The sequence below is a fragment of the Aeromonas sp. 604443 genome (assembly GCF_049170315.1).
GTDB lineage: Bacteria > Pseudomonadota > Gammaproteobacteria > Enterobacterales > Aeromonadaceae > Aeromonas > Aeromonas veronii_A.
Genome location: NZ_JAAKMI010000004.1, coordinates 261,220 through 274,261, shown reverse-complemented (window position 1 = coordinate 274,261; position 13,042 = coordinate 261,220). Strand labels below are relative to the sequence as shown.

Sequence of the window (13,042 nt, the reverse complement as noted above, 5' to 3'; positions counted from 1 at the left end):
ATTTTGCTACTGTCCTGCGGCTGCCTCTTGCCGGGCAAAATTCGGGCGTGCTAAGGTGATGCCATCTTTGTCACAGGACGCGACAAACCACCATGATGCGCAAAGCCAGAGGCTTTTTTCTGGCCTTCTACTTCAAGCCTTTCTATCTCTCCGAGTGGTTCGACGAATAGATCGAACCCCTGGAGCAGTTCACTGACGCCCGCTCGGGCGTGATCTCGCTCATCCAGATTCTGCCGCTTTTGGTCATCGCATGCATTCGCCTGCGGTGCCTTGTTCGCGCCTGTGCGCTTTTTATGTAATGGAGTACTCAAGATGAAGATCAGACTGACCCTCTCAGCCCTGTTTGTTGCCAGCCTGCTGGCCACCCCCGCCATGGCCAAGGAGTGGAAAACCGTGCGTTTCGGGGTGGAGGGGGCCTACCCGCCCTTCTCCTGGACCGATGCGTCGGGCGAGATCAAGGGGTTTGATATCGATCTCGCCAACGCCCTTTGTCAGCAGATGGCGGTCAAGTGCGAGTTGGTGGCGCAGGATTGGGACGGCATGATCCCGGCCCTGCTGTCGCGCAAATACGATGCCATCATCGCCGCCATGTCGATCACCGACGAGCGGCGCCAGAAGGTCGATTTCACCGAGAAATATGCCCATATTCCCAATCGCTTTGTGGCGGCCAAGGGGACCGAGCTGACGCTGACCCCGGAAGGCATGGCGGGCAAGCGCATCGGGGTGCAGCGGGCCACCACCCACGACAAGTACCTGACCGACAATTTTGGCTCGAATGTCACCATAGTCCGCTACGGCAATGCCGATGAGGCCTATCTCGATCTGAAAGCGGGTCGGGTGCTGGCCCTGCTGGCCGATGCCTCTGCCATTGAGCAGGGGCTCCTTGGCAAAGAGGGGGGCGACAAGTTCGATTATGTAGGGCCCGCCCTGACCGATCGCCAGTGGTTTGGTGATGGCATGGGGATCGCCGTGCGCAAGAGCGATAAGGAGCTCAAGGGCAAGCTGGACGAGGCGATCAAGGCCCTGCGTGCCAATGGCACCTATCAGCAGATCAACCAGAAGTACTTCAAGTACGATATATATGGTGGTTGACGGGGGGAGGGAGCTTGCTCCCTCTCTTTTCATTGGGCAAGCGACTATCGTGCAAGGAGGATCGCCATGTTGACCCTGATCGAGGGGGCCGAGATCTTCAGCCCCACCCACCTTGGCCAGCAGGATCTGCTGGTGGCTGATGGCCGTATCGCCTGGATGGGCAAGGGGTTGACGGTGCCTGCAAACTGGCCGCTGCATCGGGTCGATGGTCGTGGCCGCTATCTGGTACCCGGGTTGGTGGATCCGCTGGCCCATATCACGGGCGGCGGCGGTGAGGGGGGCTTTGCCTTTCGCACCCCTGAACTGGCGGCGAGCGAGGCGCTCAAGGCCGGCGTCACCACCCTGGTGGCGGCGCTTGGCACCGACAGCCTGACCCGCACTCCCGCGCAGGTGCTCGGCAAGGTGCGCGAGTTTCGCGCCGCCGGGGTGAGCGCCTTTATGTATACCGGCTCCTACCATCTGCCGGTCAAGACCCTGACCGGCACGGTGGAGTCGGACATCATCCTGATCCCAGAGGTATTGGGGGTGGGGGAGGTGGCCATCAGTGACCACAGATCCAGTGCGCCGACCCACGACGAGCTGGCCAGGCTTGCCAGCGAGGCGCGGGTGGCCGGGCTGCTTGCGGGCAAGAGCGGGGTCAGCTTCTTCCATGTCGGGGATGGCAAGGGGGCATTGGCCCTCCTTCGGGCCCTGCGCGATGAGACCGATATTCCGCTGCGCCAGCTCTATCCCACCCACTGCAACCGCAATCCCTGGCTCTTTGCCGAGGCCATCGAGTGGGGCAAGGCAGGAGGTTGGGTCGACCTCACCACCTCGAGCTTTCCCGATCTGCTGGAGGATGGCGAGCGGCTTGCCGCCGATGCGCTCGTCGAGCTGCTGGCCGCCAATGTGCCTGCCGAGCGCATCACCTTCAGCTCGGATGCCAACGCCAGCCTGCCGCGCTTTGATGGCGAAGGGCGGCTAATCGAGATGCGCTGCGGCCAGATTGCCAGCCTGTGGCAGCAGTGCGTGCGCGCGACCCGGCTCGGTGTCTCGCTGGAGAAGGCATTGGCCGTGGTGACGAGCAATCCGGCGCAGGCGCTGGGGCTTGGCAGCAAGGGGCGTATCGGGGTTGGGCAGGATGCGGATCTGCTGCTGGTGCACGACCGGACGTTTGCTATCGAGCGAGTGATGAGTGGCGGCCAGTGGCGCGAATAAGGCTGCGGGCAATATCGCAGCCAGTGCGAGTGCGTGGTTGCTCCAAACAGCAAAAGCCCGACAACAAGGTCGGGCTTTTTTATCTGCAATGTGGGAATCAGGCTTAGAGCGCCAGAAACCCGAGGATCAGGATGGGGCCGAGCAGGCTCAGGATAAAGCCGGAGACAATGGCCACCGGCACCACCTGAATACCCCCTGATTTCTGGATGACCGGCAGGGTGAAGTCCAGCGCTGTGGCGCCGCCGTAACCAATGGCCGCCGAGGGGTGGCGACGCATCAGGACCGGGATGATCAGGATGGCGATAAGCTCACGCCCAAGATCGTTGATAAAGGCAGCAGAACCGAGCACCGGCCCCAGTTTGTCGGCCACCAGAATACCGGAGAGCGAATACCAGCCGAAGCTCGAGCTCATCGCCAGACCATGGGCAAAGGGCATCCCCAGCAACTGGGCCGCCAGCAGGCTGCCCAGCCAGCTGCTGAGGATGACGGTGGCGGCGATTTTCATTCCCCAGGGGTTGAGCAGGATCTGGCGCAGCCGCATGCCGGAGTTGCGCATCTGCACCCCGATGAGAAACAGCAGCAGCATCAGGGCCCACTCGCTCCACTTGTCGATGGGCAGGGCGCGCAGATCCACCAGTAGACCCAGCAGCACACCGCCGAGCACCACAAAGCAGAGCTGCAGGGATTCCCACAGCAGGTGCAACTTGCCCGGCATCTTGGCATCGCTCGCCTCGTGGGTCGGCGGCGTGCGCTTGTCGAGCCACCAGAGGGCCAGCAGGTTGCAGACCGTGATCGCGGTGAGCATCACCCCGGCGACCTTGAAGATCACCGCAAGATTGCTGCCCAGGTTCTCCACATAGGCAAGCCCGAGCCCCATCAGAAACAGAATGAGGTAGACCATCTTGCCCAGACTCTGGTTGACCAGCTTGATCAGTCGGGCAGAGGAGAGGGGAACCAGATAGCCGATTGCCAGTGGCAACAGGATCAGCAACACATTGAGCAGCATCGAGGCCTCGATCACAAAAACTGATAAAAACACCACCTTATCATTACTTATTGGCTCTGTGTCACATATCTCTCGCTTTCATGGCCGAAAACAGCCCTTTTGGGGGCAGATTGTTACTTTTTTGCCACAACCTCTCTGTTTGATAAGGTTCTGTGCGAGCCCGAGTGCACCAATGAAATCAAGTTGATCCGATCGGGTGGCCGATATTTCGCTCGGCAAGGGGGTGCATAAAGCCATTTTGGTGCCGGTTTGGCACACATCACGCTTTTCTCTTGCCACTGATATGATTGGGGTATAAAAAGGCGGTATCGGAATAGCCATTGAAACGGCTGTTTATGCAAACAAAGTGCTGAAAAATACGAAAAGAGCGAATAAAAATAGAGCGAATCCCCTGAAGACCCTCGTTCTGTATTGTTTTTTCACTATCCTGGTGATATTTTCGCTGAAGGTTGCCATCGGTTAACTTTTTGTTAAATGGACGATGGTTGAGTCACGCCCCCTGCGGCGTCTAGGGACAGACAAGGTTGTAATGGATGAGCGACGTTGCCGCACTGGAAGTACGTGATCTGCACAAATATTTTGGCACCCACGAAGTGCTCAAGGGCATCGACATGACCGCCCACAAGGGTGATGTGATCTCCCTTATCGGCTCCTCCGGTTCGGGGAAGTCGACCTTTCTTCGCTGTATCAATCTGCTCGAAACCCCCTCATCCGGCACCGTCTCGCTCCATGGCGAGCTGATCCGGATGAAAACCAGCCGCGCCGGCGAGCGGTTGCCGGAAGATATGCGTCAGGTTGAGCGGATCCGCAGCCGACTGGCCATGGTGTTTCAAAGTTTCAATCTCTGGTCACACATGACCATCATGCAGAACATCATCGAAGTGCCAATCCAGGTGCTCAAGGTGCCTCGCGCCGAAGCACTGGCCAAGGCAGAGCAACTGCTCAACCGGGTTGGACTCTGGGAGCGGCGTGACTATTATCCCGGCCACCTCTCCGGTGGTCAGCAGCAGCGGGCCGCCATCGCCCGTGCGCTGGCGGTAGAGCCCGAGGTGATGTTGTTTGACGAACCCACCTCGGCGCTGGATCCCGAGCTGGTGGGGGAGGTGCTCGGCCTGATGCGCGAGCTGGCTGAAGAGGGGCGCACCATGCTGGTGGTGACCCACGAGATGTCGTTTGCCCGGGATGTATCGAACAAGGTGATGTTTCTGCATCAGGGGCGGGTGGAAGAGGAGGGCAACCCCAAGGAGATTTTCGCCCATCCCAAATCCGAGCGGTTCAAGCAATTCATCTCCTCCATCTACTGATGGCGGGATGCCTGGTTACCCAATCAACTGTTTTATCAAGGAGAGATACATGAACAAGCTGATGCTGGCGACAGCCGTAGTTACTGCCCTCGCGTCCGGTAGCCTGATGGCCAAGGAGTGGAAAGAGGTCCGGATCGGGGTTGAGGGTGCCTATCCCCCCTTCTCCTGGACCGAGCCCAGTGGCGAGGTGAAAGGTTTTGATATCGACATCGCCAACGCCCTGTGCGAAGAGATGAAAGTGAAGTGCACCCTGGTCAAGCAGGACTGGGACGGCATCATTCCGGCGCTGCTGTCGCGCAAGTTTGACGCCATCATCGCTACCATGGACATCACAGAAGAGCGCAAGAAGAAGGTGGACTTCACCCAGAAGTACCAGCACATTCCGGCCCGCTTTGCCGCCAAGAAGGGCACTGATGTGCAGCTCGACAAAGCCTTTATGGAAGGCAAGTCCGTCGCGGTGCAGCGTGCGACCTCCATGGATACCTTTATTACCGACAACTTCCCCAACGCCACCATCAAGCGTTACGGCACCGCCGATGAAGCCTATCTCGATCTGAAATCCGGTCGTGTGGACTATGTGCTGGCCGACTCTGCCGCCATCACCGACGGTCTGCTGAAGAAAGAGGGCGGTGATGCCTTCGAATTCGTCGGCCCGAAACTGACCGATCCCAAGTGGTTTGGCGAGGGTGCCGGTATTGCGGTGCGCAAGGCTGACAAGGATCTGAAAGAGAAATTCAACGCCGCCATTCTGGCGCTGCGTGCCAACGGCAAGTACAAGGAAATCAACGACAAGTACTTCGAGTTCGACGTTTACGGAGAGTAAAACAAAGAGACGTTTACGGCGAGTAATTCCAAAAACGTCTACGGCAAGTAACGACAGGTTGATCCCGTCAGTAGTCATCGGGCCCGTCACCTCCCTGAGGGAGTTTACGGGCCCGCATTGATTGCAATGGAGCTGCACATATTTCATTCGGACTGCTATGGAGCCTTCTGGTTAGCAGGTGCGTGAAGATTCAGTGGCGATGGAGCTGCATATGTTTGATTTGAAAGGATACGAAGCCTCGCTGCTGGAGGGCGCCTGGGTCACCCTGGAAGTGGCGCTGGCCTCCCTGCTGCTGGCGTTGCTGCTGGGGATGCTGGGGGCGCTGGCCAAACTCTCTCCCTACAAGTGGGCCAGGGCCATCGCCACTGGCTACACCACCATCATTCGCGGCATCCCCGATCTGGTGCTGATGATGCTGCTCTTCTTTGGCGGCCAGGTGCTGATCAACGGCATCTGCACCTGGGTCAACGAGACTTACAACAGCTGGCTACTGGAGAGTAATCCCAATCAGGAGTGGGTCTCCCTGCTCCCGGACTATATCGACATCAGCCCCTTTGTGGCCGGTGTCGCGACCATCGGTTTTATCTTCGGCGCTTACATGACCGAGACCTTTCGCGGCGCCATTCTGGCGGTGGACAAAGGCGAGCTGGAGGCAGCACGGGCCTTTGGCATGCGGGCAACCCAGGTGTTTGTGCGGATCCTCTTCCCCCAGATGATGCGCCACGCTCTGCCCGGGTTTGGCAACAACTGGCTGGTGCTGCTGAAAACCACCGCGCTGGTCTCCATCATCGGCCTTGATGACATGGTGCGCAAAGCCTCGCTGGCGGCGGGCTCGACCCAGCAACCCTTCACCTTCTACATGGCGGTGGCGTTGATCTTCCTGATCTTCACCGCAGTCTCCACCTCGGCACTCAAGTGGGCCGAGCGTCACTATGCCATCAAGACGAGGTAAGCCATGGATTTCTCAATCATTCTCAAAGAGTGGCCCACCTACTGGGAGGGGCTCTATACCACCGTCTGGCTGGTGGCCCTCTCTCTGATCCTTGGGTTGATGCTGGCGGTGCCCATGGGCATCCTGCGCAATAGCCGCAACTGGCTGATCAAGGGGCCGATCTGGGCCTATATCTACTTCTTTCGCGGCACCCCGCTGCTGGTGCAGCTCTTTATCATCTACTACGGCGCCGCCCAGTGGGAGTGGCTGAAGAACAGTGCCGCCTGGTCGCTCTTCTCCGAAGCCTGGTTCTGTGCGCTGCTGGCTTTCACCCTCAATACCGCCGCCTATACCGCCGAGATCGTGCGCGGGGCGGTACACAATATGCCGCGCGGCCAGATTGAGGCTGCCAACGCCTTTGGCATGACCCGCTGGCAGACCCTGACCCGGATCATTTTGCCCAACTCGTTTCGTCGGGCACTGCCGGCTTACAGCAACGAGGTGATCTTCATGCTGCAAGGCTCGGCGGTGGCGGGCATCATCACCATCGTCGATCTGACCGGCGCGGCGCGGATCATCAACTCTCGCTACTACAGTCCGTTCGAGGCCTTTTTGACCGCAGGGCTGCTCTATATGCTGCTCACCTTTGTCATCGTCTGGCTGTTCAAAAAGTGGGAAGCGCGCTGGCACGCCCACCTGCGCCCGCGCAATGTGTAAGGTGTGATCTGCCAAGATGAGCGAAAATGGCCCCGCCTGTTGCAGGCGGGGCCATTTTTTATCTTTATCCTCCGCCTGTCCGGTTTGCCAAATGGCGGACGAGCAGGGAGAATGCAGCACTCCCGAGCGCCGCCAGTCGTTGGCTGTGAGCCTTATTCCCCAGTTCCCGAGGTTTTATGTACCGGATATTGTTTGAGCATCCCGCTTTCCTGGTTATCGACAAGCAGCCCGGCATCGGCATGCACGACGAGAAGGGCGACGGTGAGTCGGTCAATCCGGGGCTGGTCAATCGCGTGAAGGCCGATACCGGGCTCACCCTCTATCCGGTGCACCGGCTCGACAAGATGACCTCTGGGCTGGTGCTGCTGGCCCGCACCACGGAGGCGAATCGCGAGCTGAGCATGGCTTTTGCGGCCCGCGAGGTGAGCAAACAGTATCTGGCGCTCTCCGATCGCAAACCCAAGAAGAAGCAGGGCTGGGTGAAGGGGGATATGCAAAAGGGGCGCGGCGGCAGCTGGATGCTGGCGCGTACTCTGGATAATCCTGCCATCAGCAGGTTTGATTCGGTATCGGTGCGCGAGGGGCTGCGGCTCTATCGCATCAAGCCCCAGACCGGCAAAACCCACCAGATCCGGGTTGCCCTCAAAAGTATCGGCGCCCCCATTCTCGGGGATGAGCGCTATGGCGGTACGCCAGCCGATCGCGGCTATCTGCACGCCTGGCGGCTCAGTTTCACCCTGGCGGGCGAGCCGTTCGACTTTGTATGTCCGCCCGATGTGGGGAGTGAATTTGTCACCCCCGAGCTCACGGCAGCCATCGCAGCCCTTGCGCCCTGATGCTTATGCGCCCAGCGTCTGACACCATGATCCATTCAGCGAAAGCGCGTGATCCTGACGGACGTGCACCGCGCTGGATCCTGGCCGACTTTGACGACACCCTGGCCCCCGGCGACAGCCACGCCGGTCTGCTGCGCTATATCCTGCGCCGCCGGATCTGGCCGCTGCTGCTGTTGCCAGTGATTGCGCTCGGTGGTTTGGTCTATCTGGTGCCCAGCCAGCGGCGGCGCGGTATTTCCCTTATCTGGTGGGCCATCACTCTGGGGCTCTCTCCCCTCGGTTGGCGCAAGCTGGTGCGCGCCTATTGCCGCATCAGGCCGGGACTGTTTCGTCAGGCTCGCGAGCTGCTGCAAAGCGAGGGGGCGCGCTGCTGGGTGATCTCCGCCAGTCCCTGCGCGCTGGTGCGCGCCCAGCTCTATCAGCAACTGCCCGGCCAGTTGCCCCACCGGATCATTGGCTCGCAGATGCACTACCGTTTTGGCGGCCTGATGCCGCGCTTCTATTGCCACGGCCATCACAAGCTGCTGCCGGAGATTTGCGCCCTCGATGCCGAGCTGGCCTTGAGCGACAGCCTGCACGATCTGCCGCTGCTGGGGTTGGGGAAAGAGGCGTGGCTGATCAATCCGACGCCTGTGCGACTGCAAAAAGCCCGGGCCCGCTTGCCCCATCTGCTGGTCAAAAACTGGCAACTGTAAGCCAAAGCTGACAGTCCTGCGGGTCGTCACCGTTTGATCCGCAAGGCTGTGGCTTGAATGTCACAATCCATTTACATCTTCTGCTGCCAGCTGCGAAAAACTATCTGCAACCCGCCTCTTCTCTTCCTGCTACGCCCTGCTTCTAATGAAACAAGTTGTTAACACTTGCTGCGCCGCTGGGTGCTGCAATCCGTTTTAACCGAATCAAGAGCAAGGAGCGCCCGATGAATGCCACCTCTTCCACTACCCACACCATCAATCCGTTAGGCACAGACGGTTTCGAGTTTGTCGAGTACACAGCCCCCGATGCCAAGGGGATTGCCGCCCTCAAGAGCCTGTTCGTTTCGCTCGGGTTTGCCGAGGTCGCCAAGCACAAACACAAGCAGTGCTGGCTCTACCGGCAGGGGGATATCAACTTCGTGGTCAATGCCGAGCCTCACTCCCAGGCGGAGCAGTTTGCCAGCCTGCACGGGCCGAGCGTTTGCGGCATGGCATTTCGGGTGAGCGATGCGGGCAAAGCCCAGCAGTACGCCATCGCCAAGGGGGCCAAGCCTTTTGTCGGCAAGATTGGCCCGATGGAGCTCAATATTCCCGCCATCTACGGTATCGGCGAGAGCACGCTCTCCTTTGTCGACCGCTACGGCGACAAGGGCTCCATCTACGACGTGGATTTTGTTTTCTACCCCGACTGGCAGGCCCGGATGGCGGAGGTGGATGCCGGTCTTATGGAGATCGATCACCTGACCCATAACGTCCATCGCGGCAATATGGATGTCTGGTCCAATTTCTACGAGCGGATCGGCAACTTCCGCGAAATTCGCTACTTCGATATCGAGGGCAAGCTGACCGGGCTGCATTCACGCGCCATGACCGCTCCCTGCGGCAAGATCCGCATCCCCATCAACGAGTCGGCGGATGACAAGTCGCAGATCGAGGAGTACCTGCGTCAGTACAAGGGGGAGGGGATCCAGCACATCGCCATGGCCTCCAGCGATATCTACCACACCATCCGCACCCTGCGCAGCCGCGGTACCGGCTTTATGCCGACGCCCGATACCTACTACGAGAAGGTGAACAGTCGTGTCGAGGGGCATCAGGAGAATCTGGCGGCCCTCAAAGAGCTGCGCATCCTCATCGACGGCTCCCCCACCAAGGATGGCATCCTGCTGCAGATCTTCACCGATACCGTGATTGGCCCGGTCTTCTTCGAGATCATCCAGCGCAAGGGCAACGAAGGGTTTGGCGAGGGCAATTTCAAGGCGCTGTTTGAATCGATCGAGCTGGACCAGATCCGCCGCGGCGTGCTGGATGGCGGCGAGGATGAGAAGGGGGCACGTAAAGAGGGAGCGAACAATGCGTAACTGGATTAACTTCCCCCATCGGGAGGGGACTCACTCTCGGCAGGCCCATGCCGACCTGCCGGAACAGGCCATTTATGAGCGCGAACTGGGGCGCAGCGGCTTTTTCGGCCCGGCTACCCACATGCATCACAAGCATGCTCCCACCGACTGGAGCAGTTGGGAGGGACCGCTGCGGCCACGGCTGTTTGACCTCAATGCCCTGCAAGAGGAGGTGAGCTCACTCTCCCCCTGGGTGGCTCCCGACATTCTCAGCAACCCTCACTGCCGCTACCGAGTCTGGCGGCTATCCGAGGCGATGCCGTTTCTGGTGCGCAACGCCGACGGCGACGAGCTGCTCTTTATCCACGAGGGGAGCGGCGAGTTCTTCTGCGACTACGGCCACCTGAGCCTGCGGGACGGCGACTATGTGGTGATCCCCCGTGGCACCATGTGGCGCATCGAGCCGACAGCGCCCCTGTTCATCCTGATGATCGAGGCGACCAACGACAGCTATCAGCTGCCGGACAAGGGGCTGGTGGGCAATCACGCCATCTTCGACCCGGCGGCGCTGGATGTGCCCGCCATCAACGAGCGCTTTTTGGCCCAGCAGGATGAGAATCCCTGGTCGCTGCAGGTGAAACGCCACGATCAGGTATCGGTCATCACCTGGCCCTTCAACCCGCTGGATGCGCAGGGGTGGCACGGGGATTTGTGCGTGGTGCGCCTCAACTGGCGGGATATCCGCCCGCTGATGAGCCACCGCTACCATCTGCCGCCGTCAGCTCATTCGACCTTTGTGGCGAGCCGCTTCGTGATTTGTACCTTCGTGCCGCGCCCCATCGAGAGCGATCCCGGCGCCCTCAAGGTGCCCTTCTATCACAGCAATGACGATTATGACGAGGTGCTCTTTTACCACGCCGGGGACTTCTTTAGCCGGGACAATATCGAGCGGGGCATGGTCACCTTCCATCCCGCCGGTTTCACCCACGGCCCCCATCCCAAGGCGTTTGCGGCAGGGCAGGCCTATGCCAAGAAGTTCACCGACGAGGTGGCGGTCATGCTAGACACCCGCGATGCGCTGAACGTTGGCAGTCTGTGCGAAGGGATCGAGAACACCCGGTATGTCTCCAGCTGGCAGCGCCCGGACGCTGCTGCCGGCAAATAAGGAATCGCTTATGAAATTGGCAACATTGAACAATGGCAAGCGCGATGGCGCTTTGGTGGTGGTGAGCCGGGATCTGACCCGGGCGGTACGGGTGAGCGAGATTGCCCCGACTTTGCAGGCCGCTCTCGACGAGTGGGCCGAGGTTGCCCCCAGGCTGGAGGTTGTTTATCAGCAGCTTAACGAGGGCCGTGTGGCCGAGGCGTTCCCCTTTGACGAAGCGTCTTGCCTCTCTCCGCTGCCGCGTGCCTATCAGTGGGCCGATGGCAGTGCCTACGTCAACCACGTGGAGCTGGTGCGCAAGGCGCGCGGCGCCGAGATGCCGGAAAGCTTCTGGCACGATCCGCTGATGTATCAGGGGGGCTCCGACAGCTTTTTGGCTCCCCGCGGGCCGATTGTCATGGGATCGGAGGAGTGGGGGATCGATTTCGAGTCGGAAGTCGCCATCATCACCGACGACGTGCCGATGGGGGTGAGCCCGCAGGGGGCCGTTAGCCACGTCAAGCTGCTGATGCTGGTCAACGATGTGAGCCTGCGCAACCTCATTCCGGGCGAGCTGGCCAAGGGCTTTGGTTTCTTCCAGTCCAAACCGTCCAGCGCCTTCTCGCCGGTGGCCATCACCCCGGATGAGCTGGGCGATGACTGGCACGATGGCAAGGTGATGCTGCCCCTGCGCACCCATCTGAACGGCGCCCTGTTTGGCGCACCGGATGCCGGGGTGGACATGACCTTCAGCTTCTTCGAACTGATTGCCCATGCGGCCAAGACCCGTCCCCTTGGTGCCGGTTGCATCATCGGCTCGGGCACCGTCTCCAACTACGATCGCAGCGCCGGTTCATCCTGCATCGCCGAGCGCCGCATGCTGGAAATTCTTGATTGTGATCAAGCTATAACCCCCTATTTGCAGTTTGGTGATAGAGTGTCGATCGCGATGGAAGATCGCTCTGGCCAAAACCTGTTTGGCACCATCTCTCAACAGGTGGTGCCAGCGAGCGGTCAGGGAGGTTGATGGCCAGCGCCGGTGGCGGCAAACCTATTCGGGATATGTCCGGATCACGACGAGCCCTCAACCGGTGCCGGGTACACAAGGAGGCAGGTGGCGAGCACCTGCCGGGCTTCGGGCCCAGATAAGATGCAGGGACAGATTATGTTGCAGTTGTTTGGCTATTGGCGTTCGTCGGCAAGTTTTCGGGTACGGATCGTGTTGCAGCTCAAGGGGCTCGCCTACGAGCAGCATCCCATCAATTTGCGGCAAGGCGAGCAGTGCGAGAAGGCCTATCGCCGGATCAATCCGCAAGGGCTGGTGCCGTTTCTGGTGGATGGCGATGTGCAGCTCGGTCAGTCGGTCGCCATCATGGAGTACCTTGACGAGACCTATCCCGCCTACTCCCTGATGCCCTCTTCCCCCGACGCGCGGGCCCGAGTGCGCCAGATCGTCAACATGATCGCCTGCGATATCCACCCGCTCAACAATCTGCGGGTGCTCAACTATCTGGAAGAGCACTTCAGGGCCAACAACGAGCAGGAGGCTTGCTGGTATCGCCACTGGATTGACGAGACCTTCACCGCCCTCGAACAGCTGTTGATGACCACCGCCGGTGTCTACTGCGTCGGCAACGAAGTGACCCTGGCCGACTGCATGCTGGTGCCCCAGGTCTACAACGCCCGCCGCTACGACATGACCCTGGACGATTACCCCACTATCCGCCGCATCGTCGCCAACTGCGAACAGTTGCAAGCCTTTATCAAGGCCGCCCCCGCAAACCAGTCGGACGCGCAGTGACAACCTGACTTAACGAACATCGCGGGATGGCATCAACACGCCATCCCACGCGTCACATCTCCTCATCTCTTTATTCCCCTCTCTGTGCGCTTTGTGTTCTTCGTGTTGACGGCTGAATGTCGCCAATAATCCTTCTTTTGTCACACTTATCAACAT

At 59.9% G+C, this 13,042-nt stretch carries 13 protein-coding genes; 12 read left to right on the top strand and 1 reads right to left on the bottom strand.

What is annotated here, in order from left to right; genetic code table 11:
• Positions 1-312: 312 nt before the first annotated feature.
• Complete coding sequence (locus G5380_RS08850; RefSeq protein WP_026034932.1) at positions 313-1,092, top strand: ABC transporter substrate-binding protein; 780 nt, start codon at positions 313-315, stop codon at positions 1,090-1,092.
• Positions 1,093-1,158: 66 nt separating this feature from the next.
• Positions 1,159-2,289 (top strand): beta-aspartyl-peptidase, encoded by a 1,131-nt coding sequence (gene iadA / locus G5380_RS08845; RefSeq protein ID WP_421209129.1) that lies wholly within the window; start codon positions 1,159-1,161, stop codon positions 2,287-2,289.
• 103 nt (positions 2,290-2,392) lie between these two features.
• Here iadA and G5380_RS08840 read toward each other — a convergent pair whose 3' ends face one another.
• Positions 2,393-3,295: a lysine exporter LysO family protein gene (locus G5380_RS08840; RefSeq protein WP_227343036.1), complete on the bottom strand. Its 903-nt coding sequence runs from the start codon at positions 3,293-3,295 to the stop codon at positions 2,393-2,395.
• A gap of 533 nt (positions 3,296-3,828) precedes the next feature.
• Here G5380_RS08840 and G5380_RS08835 point away from each other — a divergent pair.
• From G5380_RS08835 to maiA, 10 genes are all read left to right on the top strand, one after another.
• Positions 3,829-4,599, top strand: a complete 771-nt coding sequence (locus G5380_RS08835; RefSeq protein WP_005337310.1) for an ABC transporter ATP-binding protein — start codon at positions 3,829-3,831, stop codon at positions 4,597-4,599.
• 49 nt (positions 4,600-4,648) lie between these two features.
• Positions 4,649-5,422, top strand: a complete 774-nt coding sequence (locus G5380_RS08830; RefSeq protein ID WP_005337307.1) for an ABC transporter substrate-binding protein — start codon at positions 4,649-4,651, stop codon at positions 5,420-5,422.
• A gap of 211 nt (positions 5,423-5,633) precedes the next feature.
• The gene (locus G5380_RS08825) at positions 5,634-6,374 is read left to right on the top strand and encodes an ABC transporter permease (protein ID WP_005352911.1); all 741 of its coding nucleotides are present in this window, start codon (positions 5,634-5,636) and stop codon (positions 6,372-6,374) included.
• A gap of 3 nt (positions 6,375-6,377) precedes the next feature.
• Complete coding sequence (locus G5380_RS08820) at positions 6,378-7,070, top strand: ABC transporter permease (RefSeq protein WP_005337302.1); 693 nt, start codon at positions 6,378-6,380, stop codon at positions 7,068-7,070.
• Between the two features lie 176 nt (positions 7,071-7,246).
• On the top strand, positions 7,247-7,906 hold the full coding sequence (locus G5380_RS08815) for a TIGR01621 family pseudouridine synthase (protein WP_421352659.1): 660 nt from the start codon (positions 7,247-7,249) through the stop codon (positions 7,904-7,906).
• Positions 7,907-7,932: 26 nt separating this feature from the next.
• Positions 7,933-8,601 carry an HAD family hydrolase gene (locus G5380_RS08810; protein WP_421352658.1) on the top strand — a complete coding sequence of 223 codons (669 nt, stop codon included), beginning with the start codon at positions 7,933-7,935 and terminating at the stop codon, positions 8,599-8,601.
• Between the two features lie 224 nt (positions 8,602-8,825).
• Complete coding sequence (gene hppD / locus G5380_RS08805) at positions 8,826-9,962, top strand: 4-hydroxyphenylpyruvate dioxygenase (RefSeq protein ID WP_421352657.1); 1,137 nt, start codon at positions 8,826-8,828, stop codon at positions 9,960-9,962.
• Complete coding sequence (locus G5380_RS08800; protein ID WP_270817075.1) at positions 9,955-11,106, top strand: homogentisate 1,2-dioxygenase; 1,152 nt, start codon at positions 9,955-9,957, stop codon at positions 11,104-11,106. Before hppD ends, G5380_RS08800 begins: the two co-directional genes overlap by 8 nt.
• 10 nt (positions 11,107-11,116) lie before the next feature.
• On the top strand, positions 11,117-12,112 hold the full coding sequence (locus tag G5380_RS08795) for a fumarylacetoacetate hydrolase family protein (RefSeq protein ID WP_245132399.1): 996 nt from the start codon (positions 11,117-11,119) through the stop codon (positions 12,110-12,112).
• Positions 12,113-12,250: 138 nt separating this feature from the next.
• Positions 12,251-12,886 carry a maleylacetoacetate isomerase gene (gene maiA / locus G5380_RS08790; protein WP_421254616.1) on the top strand — a complete coding sequence of 212 codons (636 nt, stop codon included), beginning with the start codon at positions 12,251-12,253 and terminating at the stop codon, positions 12,884-12,886.
• Positions 12,887-13,042: the final 156 nt, after the last annotated feature.

Bases quoted from the DNA above. Each gene is read 5' to 3' on its own strand.
- G5380_RS08850 (WP_026034932.1), top strand. From the start codon at position 313: ATGAAGATCAGACTGACCCTCTCAGCCCTGTTTGTTGCCAGCCTGCTG.
- iadA (WP_421209129.1), top strand. From the start codon at position 1,159: ATGTTGACCCTGATCGAGGGGGCCGAGATCTTCAGCCCCACCCACCTT.
- G5380_RS08840 (WP_227343036.1), bottom strand. From the start codon at position 3,295: ATGCTGCTCAATGTGTTGCTGATCCTGTTGCCACTGGCAATCGGCTAT.
- G5380_RS08835 (WP_005337310.1), top strand. From the start codon at position 3,829: ATGAGCGACGTTGCCGCACTGGAAGTACGTGATCTGCACAAATATTTT.
- G5380_RS08830 (WP_005337307.1), top strand. From the start codon at position 4,649: ATGAACAAGCTGATGCTGGCGACAGCCGTAGTTACTGCCCTCGCGTCC.
- G5380_RS08825 (WP_005352911.1), top strand. From the start codon at position 5,634: ATGTTTGATTTGAAAGGATACGAAGCCTCGCTGCTGGAGGGCGCCTGG.
- G5380_RS08820 (WP_005337302.1), top strand. From the start codon at position 6,378: ATGGATTTCTCAATCATTCTCAAAGAGTGGCCCACCTACTGGGAGGGG.
- G5380_RS08815 (WP_421352659.1), top strand. From the start codon at position 7,247: ATGTACCGGATATTGTTTGAGCATCCCGCTTTCCTGGTTATCGACAAG.
- G5380_RS08810 (WP_421352658.1), top strand. From the start codon at position 7,933: ATGATCCATTCAGCGAAAGCGCGTGATCCTGACGGACGTGCACCGCGC.
- hppD (WP_421352657.1), top strand. From the start codon at position 8,826: ATGAATGCCACCTCTTCCACTACCCACACCATCAATCCGTTAGGCACA.
- G5380_RS08800 (WP_270817075.1), top strand. From the start codon at position 9,955: ATGCGTAACTGGATTAACTTCCCCCATCGGGAGGGGACTCACTCTCGG.
- G5380_RS08795 (WP_245132399.1), top strand. From the start codon at position 11,117: ATGAAATTGGCAACATTGAACAATGGCAAGCGCGATGGCGCTTTGGTG.
- maiA (WP_421254616.1), top strand. From the start codon at position 12,251: ATGTTGCAGTTGTTTGGCTATTGGCGTTCGTCGGCAAGTTTTCGGGTA.